This window comes from Streptomyces sp. NPDC005784, assembly GCF_042871525.1.
Lineage (GTDB): Bacteria > Actinomycetota > Actinomycetes > Streptomycetales > Streptomycetaceae > Streptomyces.
Genome location: NZ_JBIAIQ010000002.1, coordinates 357,931 through 379,652, shown reverse-complemented (window position 1 = coordinate 379,652; position 21,722 = coordinate 357,931). Strand labels below are relative to the sequence as shown.

The 21,722-nt window shown below is 69.7% G+C and carries 19 protein-coding genes; 8 read left to right on the top strand and 11 right to left on the bottom strand.

Features of this window, described 5'->3' with window-relative positions:
- Nucleotides 1-210: 210 nt before the first annotated feature.
- Nucleotides 211-1,827 (bottom strand): protein kinase, encoded by a 1,617-nt coding sequence (locus ACFYR3_RS04565; protein WP_355846771.1) that lies wholly within the window; start codon nucleotides 1,825-1,827, stop codon nucleotides 211-213.
- 305 nt (nucleotides 1,828-2,132) lie between these two features.
- On the opposite strand from ACFYR3_RS04565, the gene ACFYR3_RS04560 reads away from it, so the two are divergent.
- Nucleotides 2,133-3,698: a protein kinase gene (locus ACFYR3_RS04560; protein ID WP_389281452.1), complete on the top strand. Its 1,566-nt coding sequence runs from the start codon at nucleotides 2,133-2,135 to the stop codon at nucleotides 3,696-3,698.
- Between the two features lie 186 nt (nucleotides 3,699-3,884).
- Here the strand turns inward: ACFYR3_RS04560 and ACFYR3_RS04555 are convergent, their stop codons facing one another.
- Nucleotides 3,885-4,550: a response regulator gene (locus ACFYR3_RS04555; RefSeq protein WP_389281450.1), complete on the bottom strand. Its 666-nt coding sequence runs from the start codon at nucleotides 4,548-4,550 to the stop codon at nucleotides 3,885-3,887.
- 413 nt (nucleotides 4,551-4,963) lie between these two features.
- Here ACFYR3_RS04555 and pdhA point away from each other — a divergent pair, with 413 nt between their 5' ends.
- Genes pdhA through ACFYR3_RS04540 form a run of 3 tightly spaced genes read left to right on the top strand, consistent with a single transcriptional unit; the run spans nucleotide 4,964 to nucleotide 8,674 of the window.
- Complete coding sequence (gene pdhA, locus ACFYR3_RS04550; RefSeq protein WP_355846763.1) at nucleotides 4,964-6,193, top strand: pyruvate dehydrogenase (acetyl-transferring) E1 component subunit alpha; 1,230 nt, start codon at nucleotides 4,964-4,966, stop codon at nucleotides 6,191-6,193.
- A 2-nt stretch (nucleotides 6,194-6,195) separates the two neighbouring features.
- On the top strand, nucleotides 6,196-7,176 hold the full coding sequence (locus tag ACFYR3_RS04545) for an alpha-ketoacid dehydrogenase subunit beta (protein WP_355846760.1): 981 nt from the start codon (nucleotides 6,196-6,198) through the stop codon (nucleotides 7,174-7,176).
- Nucleotides 7,177-7,186: 10 nt separating this feature from the next.
- A complete protein-coding gene (locus ACFYR3_RS04540) occupies nucleotides 7,187-8,674 on the top strand; it encodes a dihydrolipoamide acetyltransferase family protein (RefSeq protein WP_389281447.1) in 1,488 nt (495 codons plus the stop codon).
- Nucleotides 8,675-8,866: 192 nt separating this feature from the next.
- Here the strand turns inward: ACFYR3_RS04540 and ACFYR3_RS04535 are convergent, their stop codons facing one another.
- Entirely contained in the window at nucleotides 8,867-9,763 is an 897-nt protein-coding gene (locus ACFYR3_RS04535; protein ID WP_356783737.1) for a serine hydrolase, read from the bottom strand.
- A 202-nt stretch (nucleotides 9,764-9,965) separates the two neighbouring features.
- Between ACFYR3_RS04535 and ACFYR3_RS04530 the strand changes: the two genes are divergently transcribed.
- Together ACFYR3_RS04530 and ACFYR3_RS04525 are read left to right on the top strand one after the other, a co-directional pair.
- On the top strand, nucleotides 9,966-10,640 hold the full coding sequence (locus tag ACFYR3_RS04530; RefSeq protein ID WP_355846751.1) for a GntR family transcriptional regulator: 675 nt from the start codon (nucleotides 9,966-9,968) through the stop codon (nucleotides 10,638-10,640).
- The gene (locus ACFYR3_RS04525) at nucleotides 10,637-11,935 is read left to right on the top strand and encodes an MFS transporter (protein WP_356783738.1); all 1,299 of its coding nucleotides are present in this window, start codon (nucleotides 10,637-10,639) and stop codon (nucleotides 11,933-11,935) included. The genes ACFYR3_RS04530 and ACFYR3_RS04525 overlap by 4 nt, the downstream gene beginning before the upstream one ends.
- A gap of 411 nt (nucleotides 11,936-12,346) precedes the next feature.
- On the opposite strand, the gene ACFYR3_RS04520 is transcribed toward ACFYR3_RS04525, so the two are convergent.
- The gene (locus tag ACFYR3_RS04520) at nucleotides 12,347-13,171 is read right to left on the bottom strand and encodes a maleylpyruvate isomerase family mycothiol-dependent enzyme (protein ID WP_355846745.1); all 825 of its coding nucleotides are present in this window, start codon (nucleotides 13,169-13,171) and stop codon (nucleotides 12,347-12,349) included.
- Between the two features lie 154 nt (nucleotides 13,172-13,325).
- On the opposite strand from ACFYR3_RS04520, the gene ACFYR3_RS04515 reads away from it, so the two are divergent.
- On the top strand, nucleotides 13,326-14,165 hold the full coding sequence (locus ACFYR3_RS04515) for a carbon-nitrogen family hydrolase (RefSeq protein WP_355846742.1): 840 nt from the start codon (nucleotides 13,326-13,328) through the stop codon (nucleotides 14,163-14,165).
- Between the two features lie 137 nt (nucleotides 14,166-14,302).
- Here the strand turns inward: ACFYR3_RS04515 and ACFYR3_RS04510 are convergent, their stop codons facing one another.
- Both ACFYR3_RS04510 and ACFYR3_RS04505 read right to left on the bottom strand, forming a co-directional pair.
- Nucleotides 14,303-14,797 carry an LURP-one-related family protein gene (locus tag ACFYR3_RS04510; protein WP_355846739.1) on the bottom strand — a complete coding sequence of 165 codons (495 nt, stop codon included), beginning with the start codon at nucleotides 14,795-14,797 and terminating at the stop codon, nucleotides 14,303-14,305.
- Complete coding sequence (locus ACFYR3_RS04505) at nucleotides 14,794-15,864, bottom strand: GlxA family transcriptional regulator (RefSeq protein ID WP_389281444.1); 1,071 nt, start codon at nucleotides 15,862-15,864, stop codon at nucleotides 14,794-14,796. The genes ACFYR3_RS04510 and ACFYR3_RS04505 overlap by 4 nt, the downstream gene beginning before the upstream one ends.
- Before the next feature lie 51 nt (nucleotides 15,865-15,915).
- Between ACFYR3_RS04505 and ACFYR3_RS04500 the strand changes: the two genes are divergently transcribed.
- On the top strand, nucleotides 15,916-16,326 hold the full coding sequence (locus ACFYR3_RS04500; protein WP_389281442.1) for a cupin domain-containing protein: 411 nt from the start codon (nucleotides 15,916-15,918) through the stop codon (nucleotides 16,324-16,326).
- Nucleotides 16,327-16,487: 161 nt separating this feature from the next.
- Here the strand turns inward: ACFYR3_RS04500 and ACFYR3_RS04495 are convergent, their stop codons facing one another.
- The 5 genes from ACFYR3_RS04495 to ACFYR3_RS04475 all read right to left on the bottom strand — a co-directional run bounded on the left by ACFYR3_RS04495 (nucleotide 16,488) and on the right by ACFYR3_RS04475 (nucleotide 21,666).
- Nucleotides 16,488-16,640 carry a hypothetical protein gene (locus ACFYR3_RS04495; RefSeq protein WP_355846730.1) on the bottom strand — a complete coding sequence of 51 codons (153 nt, stop codon included), beginning with the start codon at nucleotides 16,638-16,640 and terminating at the stop codon, nucleotides 16,488-16,490.
- Nucleotides 16,641-16,683: 43 nt separating this feature from the next.
- Nucleotides 16,684-17,721, bottom strand: coding sequence for a glycosyltransferase family 2 protein (locus tag ACFYR3_RS04490; protein ID WP_355846819.1), 1,038 nt, complete (start codon nucleotides 17,719-17,721; stop codon nucleotides 16,684-16,686).
- Nucleotides 17,722-17,997: 276 nt separating this feature from the next.
- Nucleotides 17,998-18,243 carry a DUF6458 family protein gene (locus ACFYR3_RS04485; protein WP_355846727.1) on the bottom strand — a complete coding sequence of 82 codons (246 nt, stop codon included), beginning with the start codon at nucleotides 18,241-18,243 and terminating at the stop codon, nucleotides 17,998-18,000.
- Between the two features lie 150 nt (nucleotides 18,244-18,393).
- Nucleotides 18,394-19,689, bottom strand: coding sequence for a M18 family aminopeptidase (locus tag ACFYR3_RS04480; RefSeq protein WP_355846725.1), 1,296 nt, complete (start codon nucleotides 19,687-19,689; stop codon nucleotides 18,394-18,396).
- A 150-nt stretch (nucleotides 19,690-19,839) separates the two neighbouring features.
- A complete protein-coding gene (locus tag ACFYR3_RS04475; RefSeq protein ID WP_355846723.1) occupies nucleotides 19,840-21,666 on the bottom strand; it encodes an acyl-CoA dehydrogenase in 1,827 nt (608 codons plus the stop codon).
- Nucleotides 21,667-21,722 lie beyond the last annotated feature (56 nt).

The window sequence follows — 21,722 nt, the reverse complement described above, 5'->3', positions numbered from 1 at the left end:
CAAGGTCACCCCAGAGATCCGAGGTCACCCCGACCGAAACGGGCCCGGCACCGAAGTGCCGGGCCCGTTCCCGAATCCACTTCCCGAATCCACTTCCCGAATCCACTTCCCGAATCCACTTCCCGGATCCACTGCCGAAGCGCGCTCGGACCGCTCGGACCGCCCAGCCCGCCCAGCCCGCCCGGACCGCTCCGAGCGATCAGGGACGCGTCAGGAAGGGTCGCCCGACGACACCTTGAGCTCGATCTCGGGCATGTTCTTGGGGTCGACGTCGTCGCCGGCGGAGGGGAACTGGTCCATGACCGTGTCCTCGCCGTACGTGTTCTCGTCGACACGCGTGATCTTCATCTGCCAACCGGCGGCCTGGAAGCAGGACTTCACCGAGGTGAGGTTCTTGAAGTGGAAGTCCGGTACCTGGATCTTGTTCGGGTCGTCGTACGACTCCTGCGGATCCGTGCACTTCTCGGTGTCGATCGTCTTCGACGTGTCCGGACCCTTGTGCCCCTCGACCACGGTGGGCGACTTGCTGGCGGTGTTGCCGCCGCCGCCCTTGTTGTCGTCGCCGCTCCCGCCGTTCATGGCGAGCGCCGTGATCAGGCCGCCGATCGCGATGAGCGCGACCACGACGGCACCGATCACGACCGCCTTGCTGCTCCTGCCGCCGCCCGGGCCGCCGGGAGCGGACTGGGGCGTGAGGTTGTACGGCGGCGGGGTCGACGTGCCGTGCTGCGGGGAGTACGCGGCGGTCGGCGGAGTCGGGTAGCCGCCCTGCTGCGGGTAGCCGTACGCGGGGGCGGGGGTCGGTGTGCCGTACGGGCCCGGCTGGTAGGGCGTCTGCACGGGGCCGGGTGCCGGGGTGCCCTGGTCGACCGGCGGGAAGACGGCGGAGCCGACGCCCGAGCCGCTCGGCGTCTGGGCGCCCGGCACGATGTTCGGCGCGGCGGGCTGGAACGACTGGGCGACCCGCAGGCACTCGTCCCGCATGATCTCGGCGCTGGGGAAGCGCTCGTTCGGGTTCTTCTTCAGCGCGCGGGCGATCAGCGCGTCCACCGCCGGGGGCAGCGAGCGGTTGACCGAGGAGGGCGCGACCGGCTCCTCCTGGACGTGCGCGTAGGCGATGGCCAACGGGGAGTCCGCCTCGAACGGCAGCCGCCCGGTGACCAGTTGGAACAGCATGATGCCGACCGAGTACAGGTCGGACCGGGCGTCGACGCCCCGGCCGAGGGCCTGCTCGGGGGAGAGGTACTGCGGAGTGCCGACGACCATGCCGGTCTGCGTCATGGAGGTGACGCCGGACTGCATGGCGCGGGCGATGCCGAAGTCCATGACCTTGACGACGTTGCGCTTGGTCATCATCACGTTGCCCGGCTTGATGTCCCGGTGGACCAGGCCCATCTCGTGGCTGATCTCCAGGGCGGCAAGCACATCCGCGGTGATCTTCAGGGCCTTGTCGGCGGGCATCGCGCCGTACTGCTGGATGTCCGCGTCGAGGACCGAGCCGAGCGGCTTGCCCTCGATGTACTCCATGACGATGTACGGCGTCGTCATGCCGTTGAGGTCGTCCTCGCCGGTGTCGAAGACCGAGACGATGTTCGTGTGCGTGAGCTTGGCCACCGACTGGGCCTCGCGGCGGAAGCGCTCGCGGAAGGCCTGCTCGCGGCCGAGTTCGGTGTGCAGCGTCTTGATCGCGACCTGGCGGTCGAGCACCGAGTCGTAGGCGAGATGCACCGAGGCCATACCGCCCTCGCCGAGCAGATCGCGCAGCTGGTAGCGGCCGCCGGCGACCGCGCGCCCCGCGTACCGGCCCTGTGCGCCGTCCTGGCTCATGTTCTGCGTCCCCCGAGGCATCGGTGATCGATTGGCTTATTCCGGGCCAAGTCTGCCCGAGGGCACGGACACGTCAAGCTCGGTGCCCGTTCCGTGACCGTCTGAGAAAGAAGCGTCGCGGAAGCGTTACAGGTGGCGTACGGCCGGTACACGGAATTGGCACACACGGACCTTCGACGGGTCGGACGGCCGGTCCATCTCACGTCCATCTCGGACCGGCGCCATGCGCGGAGCCTGTAGCGTGGCCCGACGGAGACCGTAACAACCACCGCGCAGACCGCGGGCAGAAACGACGGCGAGGACTGATGGCACAGCAGCAGCGCGCTCAGGGCCCGTCCGACCCCGAGGCGACTGGCGGCGGTATGTCAGATGCGCCGGAGATGTGGGGTAACGGCGGGCTGGTCGGCGACGGCCGGTATCGGCTGACGCACAGACTCGGCCGGGGCGGTATGGCCGAGGTGTTCGCCGCCGAGGACGTGCGCCTGGGGCGGACCGTGGCGGTCAAGCTGCTCCGTTCCGACCTGGCCGAGGACCCCGTGTCCAAGGCGCGCTTCACACGCGAGGCACAGTCGGTCGCGGGGCTCAACCACCACGCGGTCGTCGCCGTGTACGACTCGGGCGAGGACGTGGTCGGGCACGGTGTCGTCCCGTACATCGTGATGGAGATCGTCGAGGGTCACACGATCCGCGATCTGCTGATCAACGCCGAGGCCCCCGGGCCCGAGCAGGCGCTGATCATCGTCTCCGGTGTGCTGGAGGCGCTCGCCTACTCGCACCAGCACGGCATCGTGCACCGTGACATCAAGCCGGCGAACGTGATCATCACGGAGACCGGCGCGGTCAAGGTGATGGACTTCGGTATCGCGCGCGCCCTGCACGGCGCGCAGTCGACGATGACCCAGACCGGCATGGTCATGGGCACCCCGCAGTACCTCTCCCCGGAGCAGGCGCTCGGCAAGGCCGTCGACCACCGTTCCGACCTGTACGCGACCGGCTGTCTGCTCTACGAACTCCTCGCGCTGCGGCCTCCGTTCACCGGAGAGACGCCGCTGTCGGTGGTCTACCAGCACGTCCAGGACATCCCGGTGCCTCCGTCGGAGGTCGCGGCCGGGGCGCCTCCGGAGCTCGACGGCCTGGTCATGCGCGCCCTCGCGAAGGACCCGGACGACCGGTTCCAGACCGCCGAGGAGATGCGCGGCCTCGTCCAGTACGCGCTGCAGATGCTGTACGACCAGGGCAGTCACACCGGCACCTGGAACACCGGTCCGGTCACCCTGCACGAGGGGCTGCACACCCCGGCGTCCGGTTTCGCCGGTACGGCCGCGCTGCCGCACCCCGGTGACTCCGGAACCACGCAGATCCCGGCGCCGCTCATCCCGCCCTACCGGGGCGGCGGTGACGACGGCGGCTTCGAGGGCCACGGCAACCGGGGCGGAGGCGGCGGCAAGCTGTGGATCCTCGCGCTCTTCGCACTGATCGCTATCGCCGGAGGTGTCGGGCTCGCGCTCCACAACATGGGCAACGGCACAGGTTCGGGGACCGGCACCACGCATTCGCCGACCGCCACGCACTCCAAAAAGAGCGACGACTCCACCGAGCAGCCCACCGACGCGGCCACGGACCAGTCAACGGACGGCACCTCGGACGACTCGACCAACACCGGCGACGGCACGGACTACACCCCGTCGTACGAGCCGACCCGGAGCGTCACCAGCCAGCCGCCGTCGTACGAGCCGACCGACCAGCCGACGAAGACGAAGCCGACCACGGCCGCCCCGACGGACGAACCGACCACGCCGACGTCGGAGCCGACGTCCAGCGATCCGGCGGGCGGCGGCACCGAGTCTCCCGCCGCGGGAGACGTGGGCTGACCCGATTCGGCAGGGTCCGAACGGATCCGAAGAGCACACCTTCCACGCGCGCGGGGGCCCACAACGGGCTTCACGCGCGCGTGGCGTTGGGGCGTCCGGTGCGTCACGGGCCGTGCCGGCGCCGCCCGGTGGTCGATGTCAATACTGCGCGGTGTCAGTGGTGTTCGGTGCCAGTGGTGTTCGGCGTCAGTGGTGCTGCTGTTCCGCCTGGATGCGCGCCACATAGGCCGCCGCCTGCGACCGGCGTTGCATTCCCAGTTTGGAGAGCAGGCTCGACACGTAATTCTTGATCGTCTTTTCGGCGAGGTGCAGTCGCTCTCCGATCAGGCGATTGGTGAGCCCCTCGCCGATCAGGTCGAGGATCTTGCGCTCCTGGTCGGTGAGGCGGGTGAGCCGGTCGTCGCCCCCGGGGCCGCCGCCCTCCCGTAGCCGCTCCAGGACACGCGCGGTGGCCACCGGGTCGAGCAGGGACTTTCCGGCCGCGACGTCCCGTACGGCCGCGAGCAGCTCATTGCCGCGGATGGCTTTGAGGACATAGCCCGAAGCGCCCGCCATGATCGCGTCGAACAGGGCCTCGTCGTCGACGTACGAGGTCAGCATCAGGCACTTGATGTCCTCGTCCGCGGAGCGGATCTCGCGGCAGACCTCCACGCCGCTGCCGTCCGGGAGGCGTACGTCCAGGATGGCCACGTCCGGGCGGGTGGCCGGGATCCGGACCAGTGCGTCGGCCGCCGTACCGGCCTCCCCGACCACTTCGATGTCGTCCTCGACCGAGAGCAGTTCGTGGACTCCGCGGCGGACCACTTCGTGGTCATCGAGCAGGAATACGGTGATTTTCCCGATTTCACGCACGCTGTCAGTGTCACACATGATCATGCGCATTGCTCCAGGTGAACTCTTCCCGAGTCCGGGGTGGCCGGGATAACGTGCCGGTGTTCCGGCCCCCTGCAAGGCTGTGACCAGTGCTGTGACCAGCGAGTGTTCCCGATCTGCTCGATCTAGTAGGAAATCCACGTATCCAAGTACTTGGATTTCCTAGCAAAATCGCAGGTCAGGAGGGGTTTCACAGAATTGTGAAGCACTGGGTAACGTGACTGTTGCAGGGCGCTCGCCGGGGCACCTGTCACGCCTGTTCCCGGCCGAGTGGCACCCACCCCGTGCACGGGTGCCGGAACAGGCGAGCCGCTCCCCCGAGCTCAAACCGCGAGCGAGGGGGACCCCAGCCTTCCGGCAACCCCGGGGGCCGGACCGACGGAGGAGCACACGTGACCGTGGAGAGCACTGCCGCGCGCAAGCCGCGACGCAGCGCCGGTACGAAGAGCGCAGCGAGCGCCAGTACGACCGGTACCAAGACCGCCGCGAGCAGGAGCGCCGGCGCGGCCGCCAAGAAGTCGCCCGGGGCGATGGGCGGCGAGCCGGAGCTCGTTCAGCTGCTGACCCCGGAAGGCAAGCGGGTCAAGGACGCCACGTACGACCCGTACGTCGCCGACATCACCCCCGAGGAGCTGCGCGGCCTGTACCGGGACATGGTCCTGAGCCGCCGCTTCGACGCGGAGGCCACCTCCCTGCAGCGCCAGGGCGAGCTGGGCCTGTGGGCCTCGATGCTCGGCCAGGAGGCCGCGCAGATCGGCTCGGGCCGGGCCACCCGCGACGACGACTACGTCTTCCCGACCTACCGCGAGCACGGCGTCGCCTGGTGCCGCGGGGTCGACCCGACCAACCTGCTCGGCATGTTCCGGGGTGTGAACAACGGCGGCTGGGACCCGAACGGCAACAACTTCCACCTGTACACGATCGTCATCGGCTCGCAGACGCTGCACGCCACCGGCTATGCCATGGGCATCGCCAAGGACGGCGCCGACTCGGCCGTGATCGCGTACTTCGGTGACGGCGCCTCCAGCCAGGGCGACGTCCTGGAAGCCTTCAACTTCGGGGCGGTCTACAACGCTCCCGTGGTGTTCTTCTGCCAGAACAACCAGTGGGCGATCTCCGAGCCGACCGAGCGCCAGATGCGCGTGCCGCTCTACCAGCGCGCGCAGGGCTTCGGCTTCCCCGGCGTGCGCGTGGACGGCAACGACGTGCTCGCCAGCCTCGCGGTGACCCGCTGGGCGCTGGAGCGGGCCCGTAACGGCGAGGGCCCCACCCTGGTGGAGGCGTACACCTACCGCATGGGCGCGCACACCACCTCCGACGACCCGACCAAGTACCGGGCCGACGAGGAGCGCGAGGCGTGGGAGGCGAAGGACCCGATCCTGCGCCTGCGCGCCTACCTGGAGGCCGCGAAGTACGCCGACGAAACGTTCTTCGCGGAACTCGAGACCGAGAGCGAAGCGTTGGGCAAGCGGGTGCGTGAAGTCGTACGGGCCATGCCTGACCCGGACAAATTCGCCATCTTCGAGAACGTGTACGCGGACGGGCACGCGCTCGTCGACGAGGAGCGCGCCCAGTTCGCCGCCTACCAGGCGTCGTTCGCGGACGCAGGGGAGGGCAAGTAGCCATGGCGACGGAAAAGATGGCGCTGGCCAAGGCGATCAACGAATCGCTGCGGACGGCTCTCGACGCCGACCCCAAGGTCCTCATCATGGGCGAGGACGTCGGCAAGCTCGGCGGTGTCTTCCGGGTCACCGACGGGCTCCAGAAGGACTTCGGCGAGGAGCGGGTCATCGATACCCCGCTCGCCGAGTCGGGCATCGTCGGCACCGCGATCGGCCTGGCCCTGCGTGGCTACCGCCCCGTCGTGGAGATCCAGTTCGACGGATTCGTCTTCCCGGCGTACGACCAGATCGTCACCCAGCTCGCGAAGATGCACGCGCGGGCGCTGGGCAAGATCAAGCTCCCGGTCGTCATCCGCATCCCGTACGGCGGCGGCATCGGCGCCGTCGAGCACCACTCGGAGTCCCCCGAGGCGCTCTTCGCGCACGTGGCGGGCCTGAAAGTGGTCTCCCCGTCGAACGCCGGCGACGCCTACTGGATGATGCAGCAGGCCATCCAGAGCGACGACCCGGTGATCTTCTTCGAGCCCAAGCGGCGCTACTGGGACAAGGCCGAGGTCAACAAGGACGCCATCCCCGGTCCGCTGCACAAGGCGCGGGTGGCGCGCGAGGGCAGCGACCTCACCCTGGTCGCGTACGGCCCGATGGTGAAGGTCTGCCTGGAGGCCGCCGCGGCCGCCCAGGAGGAGGGCAAGTCGATCGAGGTCCTGGACCTGCGCTCGATGTCGCCGATCGACTTCGACTCCATCCAGGCCTCGGTCGAGAAGACCCGCCGCCTGGTCGTGGTGCACGAGGCCCCGGTGTTCCTCGGGACGGGCGCGGAGATCGCGGCCCGTATCACCGAGCGGTGCTTCTACCACCTGGAGGCGCCCGTCCTGCGGGTCGGCGGCTATCACGCCCCGTATCCGCCGGCCCGCCTGGAGGACGAGTACCTTCCGGGCCTGGACCGCGTGCTCGACGCCGTCGACCGCTCGCTGGCGTACTGAGGAGAGAGTCGTGACGACGATGACTGAGAACGCGTCGGGACTCCGCGAGTTCAAGATGCCCGACGTGGGCGAGGGACTCACCGAGGCGGAGATCCTCAAGTGGTACGTCCAGCCCGGTGACACGGTCACCGACGGCCAGGTGGTCTGCGAGGTCGAGACCGCCAAGGCCGCGGTCGAACTGCCGATCCCGTTCACCGGTGTGGTGGCCGCGCTCCACTTCCCCGAGGGCACGACGGTGGACGTCGGCCAGGTGATCATCGCGGTGGACGTGTCCGGTGGCACGGCGCCCGCGCAGGCGGCCCCGGCCGCCGGGCAGGCACCTGCCGCACCTGCCGCACCTGCCGCTCCTGCCGCTCCTGCCGCTCCGGTGGCGGAGGCGGCTCCCGCCGAGGAGGCCAAGCCCGAGGGCCGCACGCCGGTCCTCGTCGGGTACGGCGTGGCGGAGTCCTCCACCAAGCGGCGCCCCCGCAAGGGCGCCGAGGTCCCGGCCCAGCAGAGCGAGACGCTCTACGCGGCCACCGCCATCCAGGGCGAGCTCAACGGCCACGGTCCCGCGGGCGGGCAGCGGCCCCTCGCCAAGCCCCCGGTCCGCAAGCTCGCCAAGGACCTCGGGGTCGACCTGGCGACGGTCACCCCGTCGGGCCCCGACGGCATCATCACGCGGGAGGACGTGCACGCGGCGGCGGCCCCGGCGCAGGCACCCGCTCCCGCTCCGGTCGCCGTCCCGGCCCCGGCTCCGCAGGCCCCGGCCTCCGTCCAGCCGCAGGTCCCGGCCCCGGCCGCGTCGTACGACGGCGCGCGGGAGACCCGGATCCCGGTCAAGGGTGTCCGCAAGGCGATCGCCACCGCGATGGTGGGCTCGGCGTTCACCGCGCCGCACGTCACCGAGTTCGTGACGCTCGACGTGACGCGCACGATGCGCCTGGTCGAGGAACTCAAGCAGGACAAGGACATGCAGGGGCTGCGGGTCAATCCGCTGCTGCTGGTCGCCAAGGCACTGCTGGTCGCGATCAAGCGCAACCCGGCCGTCAACGCGTCCTGGGACGAGGCCAACCAGGAGATCGTCCAGAAGCACTACGTGAATCTGGGCATCGCCGCCGCCACCCCCCGTGGCCTGATCGTGCCGAACATCAAGGACGCCCACACCAAGACCCTGCCGCAGCTGGCCGAGTCGCTGGGCGAACTGGTGGCCACGGCCCGCGAGGGCAAGACCTCGCCCGCCGCGATGCAGGGCGGCACGGTGACGATCACCAACGTCGGCGTCTTCGGCGTCGACACGGGCACGCCGATCCTGAACCCCGGCGAGTCCGCGATCCTCGCGGTGGGCGCGATCAAGCTCCAGCCCTGGGTCCACAAGGGCAAGGTCAAGCCCCGTCAGGTCACGACGCTGGCGCTCTCCTTCGACCACCGCCTGGTCGACGGCGAGCTCGGCTCCAGGGTCCTCGCCGACACCGCGGCCGTCCTGGAGCAGCCCAAGCGGCTGATCACCTGGGCGTGAGCCGACCGGCCGGAGGGACGCGAGTCCCGCCGGCCGCCCGGAAGTGATTCCGTATACGCCGAGGGCGCCTCTTCCCGTACGTAGGGGAAGAGGCGCCCTCGGCGTGGTCGAGCCGGGTTTCCGGTCGGCCCGCGACACGAGAGGGGCCCGCCGCGCACCGCCCGGCAGGCCCCTCTTTTTTGTTCGCACGTCTTACCGGGCGAACGCGTAGTTCATGAGCTTCGTGGCGTCCGACGTACGAGCGGTGATCGACGTGGAGGCGAGCACCGTGCCGATGACCGTCTTGCCGTTACGGGTCGCGGCGAAGACGAGGCAGTACTTCGCCTCGGGGCCCGAGCCGGTCTTGATGCCGATCGTGCCGCTGTAGCCGTTCAGCAGAGGCTTGTTGGTGTTCTCCCACGTGTAGTAGCGGTAGCCGCCACTCGCGGTCGTCACCTTCTGCTTGGTGCTGACGGTCTTGACGACCGTCTTGAACGTGGTGCTCTTCATGGCGCTGCTGGCGAGCTTCGTCAGGTCGCGCGGCGTCGAGTAGTTGTTGCCGTTGCCGATGCCGTCGAACGAGTCGAACTTGGAGTGCGTCATGCCGAGGCTGTGCGCGGTGGTGTTCATCTTGCCGATGAACGACTTCACGCGGGCGGCGCGCGTCGTGCCCGAGCCGAACTTGTCGGCGAGCGCGTAGGCGGCGTCGCAGCCGGACGGCAGCATCAGACCGTAGAGGAGCTGACGGACGGTGACCTTGTCACCGACGATCAGGTGGGCCGAGGAGGCGGTGTTGGCGACGATGTAGTCGCTGTACGCCTTCTGGACCGTGACCTTGGCGTCCAGGTTCAGGTTCGGCTGGGACAGCACCACCTTGGCCGTCAGGATCTTCGTGGTGGAGCCGGTGGACAGCGCGGTGTCCGCTGCCTTGGTGTAGAGGGTCGTGCCGGTGCCATTGTTCATGACGTAGCCGCCCTTGGCGGCGATCGTAGGCGTGGCGACCGCACCCGCGGGCGCGGCGCCGAAGGCTCCGGCTGCCAGCACGGCGCCGGTCGTGAGGGTCACAGCGGCGGCCCTGCGGAAACGCGTGCCCTTAATGCCGGTAATCAAAATGAACGCTCCGTATGCGCGAAATGCCCCTGGGAGAGCGGCACATGGAAGTGCCGTCTCACGTTCGGACTCGCGGGGCGGGTAAAGGGATGTACGGCGAACGAGTGGAATTCATGTGACCTGGGTTACACCTGGGGGCAGTTGGGGTCCGCATGCTGAAATGCCTCCGGGCATGCGTACGTGTTGTATCTATGATGTGCGCATGCCTTCAGCCCCACCCGCGCCGATGCGGCCTTCCGTGAAGCAGCCGCCCGCCGCCGACCGCGTCTACGCACACGTCAAACAGGGTGTCCTGGAGCGCCGTTACGAGGGCGGGTCCCTGCTCACCGAGGGCGAACTCGCCGACGCGGTGGGCGTCTCGCGCACCCCGGTCCGTGAGGCGCTGCTCCGGCTGGAAGCCGAAGGACTGATCAGGCTCTATCCGAAGAAGGGCGCGCTCGTCCTGCCGGTCTCCGCCCAGGAGATCGCGGACGTGGTCGAGACCCGCCAGCTCGTCGAGGAGCACGCCGCGCGCAAGGCCGTACCGGCGTCGCCGCAGCTCCTGGCCCGCCTCGAAGAACTGCTCGCCCAGCAGAAGGAGCAGGCCGCCGCCGGAGACCTGGCCGCCGCCGCCGTCACCGACCGCTGCTTCCACGCCGAGATCGTCCGCAGTGGTGGCAACGAGATCCTCTCCCGGCTCTACGACCAGCTCCGCGACCGGCAGTTGAGGATGGGAGTCGCCGTCATGCACGCGCACCCCGACCGGATCACCAAGACGCTCGTCGAGCACGAACAGATCCTCCAGGCCTTGCGCTCCGGCGACGCCGACGCAGTCGTCGGCCTCATCCACGGACACGTCAGCTGGTTCTCCAACCTGGCGCGGGGCGAGGTCCGATGAGCTCCTCGGCCACGCTGCCCGGCGATCCGCCCGGCGGCCGGCGCGCGATCGCCGTTTGGGGCATCGGCGTCTCGGTCTACTTCGTCGCGGTCATCTTCCGTACGTCACTGGGGGTGGCCGGACTCGACGCCGCGGACCGTTTCCACGTGGGCGCGTCCGCCCTGTCCACCTTCTCGATCCTCCAACTCCTCGTGTACGCGGGCATGCAGATACCGGTCGGGCTGCTGGTCGACCGGCTCGGCACCAAGAAGGTGCTGACCATCGGCGTGGTGCTGTTCACTGCGGGGCAACTGGGCTTCGCGTTCTCCGCGTCGTACGGCATGGCGCTCGCCTCGCGCGCCCTGCTGGGCTGCGGTGACGCGATGACGTTCATCAGCGTGCTGCGGCTCGGCACGCGGTGGTTCCCCGCCCGGCGCGGACCCCTCGTCGCGCAGTTCGCGGGCCTGGTCGGCATGGCGGGCAACCTCGTCTCGACGCTCGTGATCGCCCGGCTGCTGCACGGGATGGGCTGGACGGCCGCGTTCGCCGGCAGCGCCGGTGCCGGAGTGCTCGTCCTCGTCCTCCTGCTGCTGTTCCTGAAGGACCATCCCGAGGGGCATGAGCCGGAGCCGTTCCCGCACCGGGGCGCCGCGTACGTCCGCCGGCAGATCGCCGCGTCCTGGCGGGAACCCGGCACCCGGCTCGGTCTGTGGGTGCACTTCACCACGCAGTTCCCGGCGATGGTGTTCCTGCTGCTGTGGGGGATGCCGTTCCTCGTCCAGGCACAGGGTCTCTCGCGGGCCACGGCCGGTGAACTGCTGACGCTCGTCGTCCTGTCCAACATGGTCGTCGGGCTGGTGTACGGGCAGATCGTCGCCCGGCACCACACCGCGCGGCTGCCGCTGGCGCTGGGCACGGTCGCGGCGACGGCGCTCGTGTGGGCGGGGGTGCTGGTGTACCCCGGCGAACACGCGCCGATGTGGGTGCTGGTCGTGCTGTGCACCGTGCTCGGGGCCTGCGGGCCGGCCTCGATGCTCGGCTTCGACTTCGCGCGGCCTGCGAATCCGCCGGAACGTCAGGGGACCGCGTCCGGGATCACCAACATGGGTGGTTTCGTCGCCTCGATGACGACACTGCTGGCCATCGGCGTGCTGCTCGACGCCACCGACGACAACTACCGCATCGCCTTCGCCGCCGTGTTCGTGCTCCAGGCGGTCGGACTGAGCCAGATCTTCCGGCTGCGGAAGCAGGCGGCCCGCCGGGAGAGGGAGCGGCTGGTGGCCAGCCGGGTGGAAACGGTGCACGTACCGGCGTAGCCGCCGGGGGCATGCCGCCCGCTGCCACCGGCCCCCGTCGGCTGTCCCGACCCGGGCGTTCGCCTTCGGCCCGGACCCGCTCCACGAACGCCGGAGGGGCCGAGCCGCCCCTGCCGTCCGGGCGCGCCGGAAGGCCCTCGCCCGTCCGGCGACTGCCGAGAGACGCGTCGGCGTGACGCGGAAGGTCCCGGCCGACGGCGCCCCGGATTCGGGACGGCCCCGGACACGGGAGGGGACCGGGCTGTGTGGGACGGGGCCGCGCACAGGACAGGCCCCGTACACGGAAGGTCCTCGGACACGGGTACGGTCCCGGATCCTGGAAGGCACCCGGGGCGCCGGAAGCGAAACGTTCCCGGATACGGGAACGGTGGAGCGAGGTGGAGGGGCGGGGGACCGCCCCGCCCGGCCCCGTTACGGCGTGACGGTGAAATTGCGCAGGATTGCCGCCGTCAGCTCCGGGTCGCCCTCGGTCTTGATGCGGTCGGACACGGCGTCGGCGTGGACGCGGCCGCAGGCGAGCCGGACGAAGGTCTCCCAGTCGAGCGCGAGGCTCGCGGCGGGACCGAGGGAGGGCGAACCGTTTATCGATCCGCGTCCGTCGGCGTCGATGCGGACGGTACGGAGGAACTCGACCGGACCGTGCACGTCGAAGACGACCGCGGAGTTCGCCGGCGCCCCCGCGTCCTTGGCGACGACCTTCGGCAGCGCGGCCAGCAACTCGTCCCGCACGATCTGCGAACCGGGGGAGTCGAGGTTCCCCGGCCGGCCCAGCGTGTACCGCAGGTCCTGCTCGTGCACCCACACGTCGAACGCGCGGTTGCGCATCGCCTGTTCGAGGGTCACCTCGGTGCCGAGAGGACCGCGCACCTTGGCGTCGGGCTGCCGCGACTCGTTCCGCAGCTGCCGGTTGCGACGGATGACCGTGTACTCCAGCTCGGAGGTCATCTCCGGCGCCGTGTGGTGGCGGCGCACGTCGACCTGCATCTCCATGTACCGCTGGTGTTCGTTCGTCACGTGGTAGAGATCGCGGGGAAGCGTGTGGATCGGCCGGGGATCACCGAGCATCTCGCAGTCCAGCCCGATGACATGCGAGATGATGTCGCGGACCGACCAGCCGGGACACGGAGTCCGCCGGTTCCACTCGCCCTCCACAAGCGGCTGCACCAGCTCGGATATAGCTTCGATCGAGTGGGCCCAGGCGTCGGCGTAGGACTGAAGACTCGGATGCAGACTCACGGAACGGGACCCCTCGGGCGGTTGGACGCGGGCAGTGCACAGGCAGCGGGTGTCTTGGGACGCTAAGTTACGCTGCTGTGAGGCACCCCGGCAGTGCTTTCGTGTGACGATCGTAGGCCCGTATCGACGGCTCGAATGCCAGGACGGTGGTAGTGTGCGCGCCTCGCTCCTCCAGATCGACGTAAACGACGACGAATCGGTCGCAGCCCGCAGACGCCGTGTGGCAGATCTGGTACGTGATCAAGCCGGAGTCGATCTCGTCGTGCTCCCCGAGCTGTGGACCACCGGGGCCTTCGCCTACGAGGAGTTCGGAGCGCAGGCCGAACCGCTCGACGGGCCGACTCACGAGGCGATGAGCAAGGCGGCGAGCGACGCGGGCGTGTGGCTGCACGCGGGCTCGATCCCCGAGCGCGCCGCGTCCGAGGCCCGCTCTTCCTCCGCGTCCGCCTCCGCGTCCGCCTCCGAGGCACCCCTCTACAACACCTCCCTGGTCTACTCCCCCGCAGGCGAACTCGTCGCCGCCTACCGCAAGATCCACCGCTTCGGCTTCGACCAGGGCGAGGCCGTGCTGATGGGCGCGGGCACCGAACTGGTGACCGTGCGGCTGCCGGAGACCGTCCTCGGTGTGGCCACCTGCTACGACCTCCGGTTCCCCGAGCTCTTCCGCGGGCTCGTCGACGCGGGGGCGCAGACCTTCGTCCTCCCGGCCGGCTGGCCCGAGCGCCGCCGCTCCCACTGGACCCTGCTCGCACAGGCACGCGCCGTCGAGAACCAGGCGTACGTCCTCGCCTGCGGAACGGCCGGTACGCACGCGGGAGTTCCCCAGGCCGGTCACTCGATCGTGGTGGACCCGTGGGGCGAGGTCCTCGCCGAGGCGGGCTCGGACGAGGAGATCCTCACGGTGGACTTCGACCCGGCGAAGGTCGCGACGACGCGGGAACAGTTCCCGGCCCTGAAGGACCGCCTGTTGGGCCTGGAGACTCCCCGCCGCTGACGGGCGGCAGGGACCCGGCCCACCCGCGCGGCCGGACGTCCCCGCTGCCGGCCCCTGCCGCGCTGCCGGCCGCCTGCCGTCGACCGTCTGCTGTCGGCCGCCCCTGTCGGCCGCCGCTGTCAGTCGAGTCGCCGCTGTCAGTCGTCCCCCCGTTCCTTCTCCGCCAGATGGATCACGCACACCGCCACCGCGATCAGCAACGCCGGATCGGCGTCCTCCCGTACGACGTCGACGCCGTACGTGTCGCGGATGTGGAGCCATCGGCGGGAGATCTGGGCGAGGAGTTCGTTGTCGTAGTCGACGGCGAACTCACGGTCGAGGATCTTGCCGCTGACGTCGAGTTCGGTGCCGTCGACCAGGGACACCCGATAGTGATTGCGGAGCAGGGACAGACGTTTGCGCTTGATGGTCGCGAGCGGGTCGCCGTCCCGCTCGATGATCATCGTGTCGCGCAGCGCGAGCATCTTCTGGTGGATGTCGATCAGGACGCGTCCGCCGGTGTCCTTCAGCTCGAAGGTGTCCCGCAGCCGCATGGCCTTGCCGTCGACGAGGAAGACCTTGTTGCCGTGGTCGTCCTCGATCCAGTAGTCGTCACCGAAACCGAGCAGCCGGTCGCGTACGAGGTATCTCATGCCATCACCGGTTCCCCGGTGGGCGGTCCGAAACGCCGCCGGTAGGCCGACGGGCTGAGTCCGGTCGCCCGGCGCACCCGCTCGCGCAGGTTCGCGGCGGTCCCGAGCCCGCTCCGGTCCGCCACCACGTCGAGCCGGACCTCGCCGCGCTCGATGAGCCGGCAGGCCAGCGCCACCCGCTCCGCCGTCAGCCACGCCAGCGGTGTCGTGCCGAGCTGGGCGCGGAAGCGGCGGTGGAGCGTCGCCGGGCTGACCGCGGCGCGCGCCGCCAGGTCGCCGACCGTCAGCGGCTCACCGAGCCGCTCCTGTGCCCAGGCCAGCAGGGGTGCCAGCGACTCGTCCGTCACGTCGGGCAGCGGGCGCTGTACGAACTGGCGCTGGCCCCCGTCCCGGTGCGCGGCGAAGACCAGCCGGCGCGACACCGCGTTGGCGATCTCCGCGCCGTGGTCCCGCCGTACGAGGTGCAGCCCGAGATCGAGCGCGGCCGCGCTGCCCGCCGCCGTCAGCACGTCCCCCTCGTCCACGAAGAGCACGTCCGGATCCAGCAGCACCTTCGGATGGATCTCCCGGAAGAGGTTCGTCCACCGCCAGTGGGTGGTGGCCCGCCGCCCGTCGAGCAGTCCCGCCTCGGCGAGCGCGAAGGTTCCGGTGCAGAAGCTCACCACCCGGGCCCCGCGCGCGTGGCCGCGCCGGATGGCGTCCAGGACGACGGCCCGGCGCGGTACGACGTTGTCGGGCCGGCCGGGGACGACGAGGGTGTCGGCGTCGTCCACCGCGTCGAGTCCGGGTACTCCGCTCAGGGTGAAGAACCCGTGGTTCATCCGGACGCCGGGCGTGGGGGTGCACAGGATCAGTTCGTAGAGCGGCTCCGGTCGCCCCAACTCGGGCCGGGGAAGCCCGAACAGCTCCGTCGCGACGCCGACTTCGAACGGATTCGTGCCCTCGTCGACGATCACGGCGACGCGATGCGGCCGACGCGACGGCTCTTCCTGTCTTCCCCGTCCTCCCTGTCCGCGCGAGGGGGAGGGTTCCCGGGAGACGGGAGGGTGCGAGGATCCTTGCGGCATACGCGATTTCTAGCACTCGCGGGCACGCAGCGGAGTGCCGAGGATGAGCGCATGACCAGCGAATCCGCCCGACGCGGCGAACCCGTCTCGCTCTCCGCCGCCCTCGCCTCCTTCACCGACCTGTGGAGTCCCCGCATCGTCACCGCCGTCAACGACTACGACGTGCGCGTCGCGAAGGTCGAGGGCGAGCATGTCTGGCACGTGCACGACCACACGGACGAGTTCTTCCTGGTTCTGGAGGGCGAGTTGACCATCGCGCTCCGGAAGCCGGCCGGCGAGCGGACCGTCGTGCTTCCCAAGGGTTCCGTCTGCACGGTCCCGCGCGGAACCGAGCACAAGCCGTCCGCCCCCGGCGGCGCGGCGATCCTCCTCTTCGAACCCACCGGCACCCTCACCGTCGGCGACCGCCACGACGAGATCCCCACCCACGTGGACGCCACGACGGGCCATGCCCTGGACTGACGCCCGCCCCGACCGAACACGTTCACACCCCGGCCGACCGGACCGCGGCGGTCACCGTCCGGAACGTCTGACGACAACTCAGGGCGTCTGACGGCCAGGGCGCGTGGGTTCGGGGTTCCTTACGGGCACGGGGCATGTAATGGCCCGGCGTGCCCGGCGGCTCAGTGGCGGCGCGTCCACCGTGCAAGTTTGTACATGGCCATCGTGGCCGCCACCAGCGTGGTGGCCGCCACGACCAGCGCCATGCTGTTCATCCACGTCCCCCCGGTGGAGGCCACCGCGGCCCCGCCCGCTCCGGCGGTGCTGGCACTCATCAATTTCGGAGTGCTCTTGCGGTGGGACGAAGGGGAGGGTGGCTCACGTGGCCACCCACTTCTCCTCGCTGCGGCGCATCAGACCCCACAGTGAGGAGAAGTAGACGGCGTGCTGGAACATGTCGTAGAGCATCTCCGGGATCAGCAGCGCGGCCACCAGAACGGCCCGGGGTCCGGCGCGGCGTACGGAGACGGTCTTCTCGACGAAGAAGATCAGGCCGATCGCCGTCCAGAACGGCGAGAGGCCGGGCCAGCCGTACAACACCGTGTACGCGACCATGTAGGTGAGGTAGACGAACAGGGCCAGCGCGCCGAAGCCCATGAGGAACTGCTGCAGGAAGTAGCGGGCGGTGACCCGGGTCCAGCCGTAGTCGCGGAGGTTCTCCAGGGCACCCCGCTGCCAGCGCAGCCGCTGGTGCCACAGCTTGGGCAGGGTGGTCATGACCTCGGTGGTGACCGCGCAGCCGGCCGGGGACATGGCCCGGTAGCCGAGGGTCTTGACGGCCTTGGTCATCTCGTCGTCCTCGGTGAGCGAGGCCAGGCTGTAGTAGCTGGTGCCGCCGCCGATCCGGCCGGAGAGGCGGGCGGCGCGCACCTCGCGCAGCACCCGGGCCCGGAACACCGTTCCGGTGCCGGTGAGTACCTGGGCCTTGCCGCCGGTGCGTTCCAGCTCCCAGGCGTAGCGGTGGAACTCCATGCGCTGGAGCTGGCCGAGGAATCCGCCGCCCGCCTCGCCGTAGAAGACGCCGCCGACGGCGCCGACCTCGCGGCTGAAGGTGGCGAGGGCGGTCTCGACGAACCTGGGGTTCAGGACGGTGTCCGCGTCCTGGACCAGCAACAGGTCGTGGTCGTCGAGACGGGGCAGCGTCGAGGCGATGGCCTGGTTGAGGGCTCCGGCCTTCTTGTGGGTGTTGCCCTCGGTGTGGAAGACCTGTGCGCCGTGGGCGGCGGCCACGGCGGCGGTGTCGTCGGTGCAGTTGTCGGCCACCACCACGATCAGGTCGGGGCGCCGGGTCTGCTGCCACAGGCCGTCGATGGCGGCGGCTATGCGGTCCTGCTCGTTGTGGGCCGGGATCAGCACCGCGAGGCGGGGGCCGTCGGCCGGTTCCTCGTCGGCGGCGTGGCGCCGCGGACGGGTGACCCGCGAGCCACGTGCGCCTGCGTCGGTGGAGAGACCGCCGGACAGTGTCAGACCGTGCACGGCGGACTCTCCTATCGCGAAGGATTGCGTGGCCTTATGACCGCAAGAGCGTCAATTCTTCACGATATGTACATATTTTGACAGGTGATGGAGAGGTGCGTTCTGTCATGCCTTGTCCGTATCCATCCCTGTAATGCCCTTAGTTCGTGATACAGCTCATATGCCGTATCCGTCGGAATAGCCGTTCCGGTGGTGCCGCTCGTCCTCCACGACGGTCGCCGTCGGCGGTACGACCACTCGCCTGCGCCGGGCGATGCTGCCGAAGCTCGCCACACCGATCAGTCCGGCGATCATGAGGATCACGCCGACCACGTGAAGGTCGACCCCCTGCATGTGCCAGTCGGTCGCGAACGTGAGGATCGCCCCTGCGGCGATCAGGATGATGCATCCGCCCAGGCCCATGGGTGTCGCCTCCTTGAATAAGCAACTCGGAGTCATTCCGGACCCGTCCCGGGTACCCGGGACCCCGAGAGACATGCGGAGGCGATCGCTCACGTCACGGCACGCCGTCCCTCACGACGGCGTGCCGAACCCCCTCTGCGCCGCGGAGGACTATCCCTCCAGGAACGCCACCAGCGCGTTGGTCAGCAGGAACGGGTCGTCGGCGCCGCAGAGTTCGCGGACGCTGTGCATGGAGAGGATGGCCACGCCGATGTCGACCGTCTTGATGCCGTGCCGGGCCGCCGTGATGGGGCCGATCGTGGTGCCGCAGGGCATGGAGTTGTTGGAGACGAAGGACTGGACGGGAACGCCGGCCTTGTCGCAGGCGGCGGCGAACACCGCGCGGCCCGAACCGTCGGTGGCGTAGCGGTTGTTGACGTTCACCTTGAGGATGGGGCCGCCGTTGGCACGCGGGTGGTGCGTCGGGTCGTGCCGCTCGGCGTAGTTGGGGTGCACGGCGTGGCCGGTGTCGGAGGACAGGCAGATGGTGCCGGCGAAGGCGCGCGCGCGGTCCTCGTAGGAACCGCCGCGGGCGAAGACAGAACGTTCCAGCACACTTCCGAGCAGCGGCCCGTCGGCGCCGGTGTCGCTCTGCGAGCCGTTCTCCTCGTGGTCGAAGGCGGCGAGGACCGGGATGTACGAGAGCCCGGAGTCGGCTGTCGCAACCGCGGCCAGTGCGGCCGTGGCGGCGTGCACGGACAGCAGGTTGTCCATGCGCGGCCCGGCGAGCAGCTCCTTGTCGCGGCCCAGGTAGGAGGGGGGCTCGATGGAGTGGGTCATCAGGTCCCAGCCGGTGACCTCGCCGGCGGGCAGCCCCGACTCCTCCTCCAGGAAGCTCATCAGATCGCCCTCGCGGGTGTCCCCGAGTCCCCAGACGGGCTGGAGGTGGCGCTGCTTGTCGAGCTTGAGTCCGTCGTTGCTGACGGAACGGTCCAGGTGGATGGCGAGCTGGGGCACGCGCAGCAGGGCGCGGTCGATGTTGGCGAGGCGGGTCGAGCCGTCCCGCAGGGACAGGCGCCCGGCCAGGCCGAGGTCCCGGTCGAGCCAGGAGTTCAGCAACGGCCCGCCGTAGATCTCCACGGCCACCTGCCGCCAGCCGTGCGCGCCGGTGTCCGGCAGCGGCTTGACCCGCAGGTTCGGGGAGTCGGTGTGCGCGCCGATGATCCGGAACGGTGTGTGCGGCTCGGCGCCCTCCGGCACGTACCAGGCGATGATCGCCCCTCCGCGCAGCACGTACTTCCCGCCGCTGGTCCCTTCCCACGCGTCGGTCTCGGCGACCTGACGGAATCCGGCCTTCTCCAGCCGCTCGGCGGCGGTCGCCACGGCGTGGTACGGCGTCGGACTCGCCGCGAGGAAGGACATGAGGTCGTCGGTGTGGCCGCGGTCGAAGCGGGTGGGTGCACTCATGGGTTCACCTTAACGACGCACGAGGGCCCGCTCCCGGGGTTGGGAGCGGGCCCTCGTAAGGGGGATGTGAAGGGCGGACACCTTGGGACACCTGACCCGATGGAGGGAGCCGGCGTCGGTGTCCGCCCGGCTTCGCGGGGCGGCGGGCCCTTAGAAGGCGGCCTCGTCCAGCTCCATGAGGTCCAGGTCGACGACCTCGGCGAGCTTGCGGGCACCGGTGACGCCCGGCAGCACGTTGGCGGCGAAGAACTTCGCGGCCGCGATCTTGCCGGTGTAGAACGCCTTGTCCCTGGCGGAGGCGGTCTCCAGCTTCTCGGCGGCGACGGCGGCACCCCGCAGCAGCAGGTAGCCGACGACCACGTCGCCGGAGGCCATCAGGAGGCGGGTGGTGTTGAGGCCCACCTTGTAGATGTTCTTGACGTCCTGCTCGGTGGCCGCGAGGTCGGTCAGCATCAGGCCGACGATGGCCTCCAGCTCGACGGCCGCCTTCGCGAGCTGCTCGCGGGCCGCGGACAGTTCCTCGCCGCCCGTGCCGAGCGCCAGGAACTTCTTGATCTCCTCGGCGAGGGTGTTCAGGGCCGCGCCCTGGTTGCGGACGATCTTCCGGAAGAAGAAGTCCTGGCCCTGGATCGCGGTGGTGCCCTCGTACAGCGTGTCGATCTTGGCGTCGCGGATGTACTGCTCGATCGGGTACTCCTGCAGGAAGCCGGAGCCGCCGAAGATCTGGAGCGACTGGGCGAGCAGCTCGTAGCCCTTCTCGGAGCCGTAGCCCTTCACGATCGGCAGGAGGAGGTCGTTCAGGGCCTCGAGGGCGGCGCCGTCCTCGCCGGCGGCCTCCTTGACCTGGATCTCGTCCTGGATCGCGGCGGTGTGCAGCACCAGGGCGCGCATGCCCTCGGCGTACGCCTTCTGCGTCATCAGCGAGCGGCGCACGTCCGGGTGGTGCGTGATGGTGACCTTGGGCGCGGCCTTGTCCATGAACTCCGCGAGGTCGGGACCCTGGACGCGCTCCTTGGCGTACTCCAGCGCGTTCAGGTAGCCGGTCGACAGCGTGGAGATCGCCTTCGTGCCGACCATCATGCGGGCGAACTCGATGATGCGGAACATCTGGCGGATGCCGTCGTGCTTGTCGCCGATCAGCCAGCCCTTGGCGGGGTGGCGGTCGCCGAAGGTCATCTCGCAGGTGTTGGAGGCCTTGAGGCCCATCTTGTGCTCGACGTTCGTCGCGTACACGCCGTTGCGCTCGCCCAGCTCGCCGGTCTCGAAGTCGAACTCGAACTTCGGGACGAGGAAGAGGGACAGTCCCTTGGTGCCGGGGCCGGCGCCCTCGGGGCGCGCGAGGACGTAGTGGAGGATGTTCTCCTCCATGTCGTGCTCACCCGAGGTGATGAAGCGCTTCACGCCCTCGATGTGCCAGGAGCCGTCCTCCTGCTTGACCGCCTTGGTACGGCCCGCGCCCACGTCGGAGCCGGCGTCCGGCTCGGTGAGGACCATGGTGGAGCCCCACCGCTTGTCGACGGCCATCGTCGCGATGTGCTTCTGGACCTCGTTGCCCTCCTCGAAGAGGATGCCGGCGAACGCGGGGCCGCTGGAGTACATCCAGACCGCCGGGTTCGCGCCGAGGATCAGTTCCGCGTACGCCCAGATCAGTGAGCGGGGCGCGGTGGAGCCGCCGATCTCCTCGGGCACGCCGAGACGCCAGTACTCGGAGTCCATGAACGCCTTGTACGACTTCTTGAAGGAAGCCGGGACCGGCGCCGTGTTGGTCTCGGGGTCGAAGACCGGCGGGTTGCGGTCGGCGTCGACGAAGGACTCGGCCAGCTCGTTCTCCGAGAGGCGGGTCAGTTCCTCGAGGATGCTCTTGGCGGTGTCCGTGTCCATCTCCGCGAACGGGCCGGTGCCGTACAGCTTGTCGCGCCCGAGCACCTCGAAGAGGTTGAACTCGATGTCGCGGAGATTCGACTTGTAATGCCCCATGGCGACGGCTCCGTTAAGGGATCGGCGAGGCACTGACTCCTCGCATCTGGTTCACG

Bases quoted from the DNA above. Each gene is read 5' to 3' on its own strand.
- ACFYR3_RS04565 (WP_355846771.1), bottom strand. From the start codon at position 1,827: ATGAGCCAGGACGGCGCACAGGGCCGGTACGCGGGGCGCGCGGTCGCC.
- ACFYR3_RS04560 (WP_389281452.1), top strand. From the start codon at position 2,133: ATGGCACAGCAGCAGCGCGCTCAGGGCCCGTCCGACCCCGAGGCGACT.
- ACFYR3_RS04545 (WP_355846760.1), top strand. From the start codon at position 6,196: ATGGCGACGGAAAAGATGGCGCTGGCCAAGGCGATCAACGAATCGCTG.
- ACFYR3_RS04530 (WP_355846751.1), top strand. From the start codon at position 9,966: ATGCCTTCAGCCCCACCCGCGCCGATGCGGCCTTCCGTGAAGCAGCCG.
- ACFYR3_RS04525 (WP_356783738.1), top strand. From the start codon at position 10,637: ATGAGCTCCTCGGCCACGCTGCCCGGCGATCCGCCCGGCGGCCGGCGC.
- ACFYR3_RS04510 (WP_355846739.1), bottom strand. From the start codon at position 14,797: ATGAGATACCTCGTACGCGACCGGCTGCTCGGTTTCGGTGACGACTAC.
- ACFYR3_RS04505 (WP_389281444.1), bottom strand. From the start codon at position 15,864: ATGCCGCAAGGATCCTCGCACCCTCCCGTCTCCCGGGAACCCTCCCCC.
- ACFYR3_RS04500 (WP_389281442.1), top strand. From the start codon at position 15,916: ATGACCAGCGAATCCGCCCGACGCGGCGAACCCGTCTCGCTCTCCGCC.
- ACFYR3_RS04495 (WP_355846730.1), bottom strand. From the start codon at position 16,640: ATGAGTGCCAGCACCGCCGGAGCGGGCGGGGCCGCGGTGGCCTCCACC.
- ACFYR3_RS04485 (WP_355846727.1), bottom strand. From the start codon at position 18,243: ATGGGCCTGGGCGGATGCATCATCCTGATCGCCGCAGGGGCGATCCTC.
- ACFYR3_RS04480 (WP_355846725.1), bottom strand. From the start codon at position 19,689: ATGAGTGCACCCACCCGCTTCGACCGCGGCCACACCGACGACCTCATG.
- ACFYR3_RS04475 (WP_355846723.1), bottom strand. From the start codon at position 21,666: ATGGGGCATTACAAGTCGAATCTCCGCGACATCGAGTTCAACCTCTTC.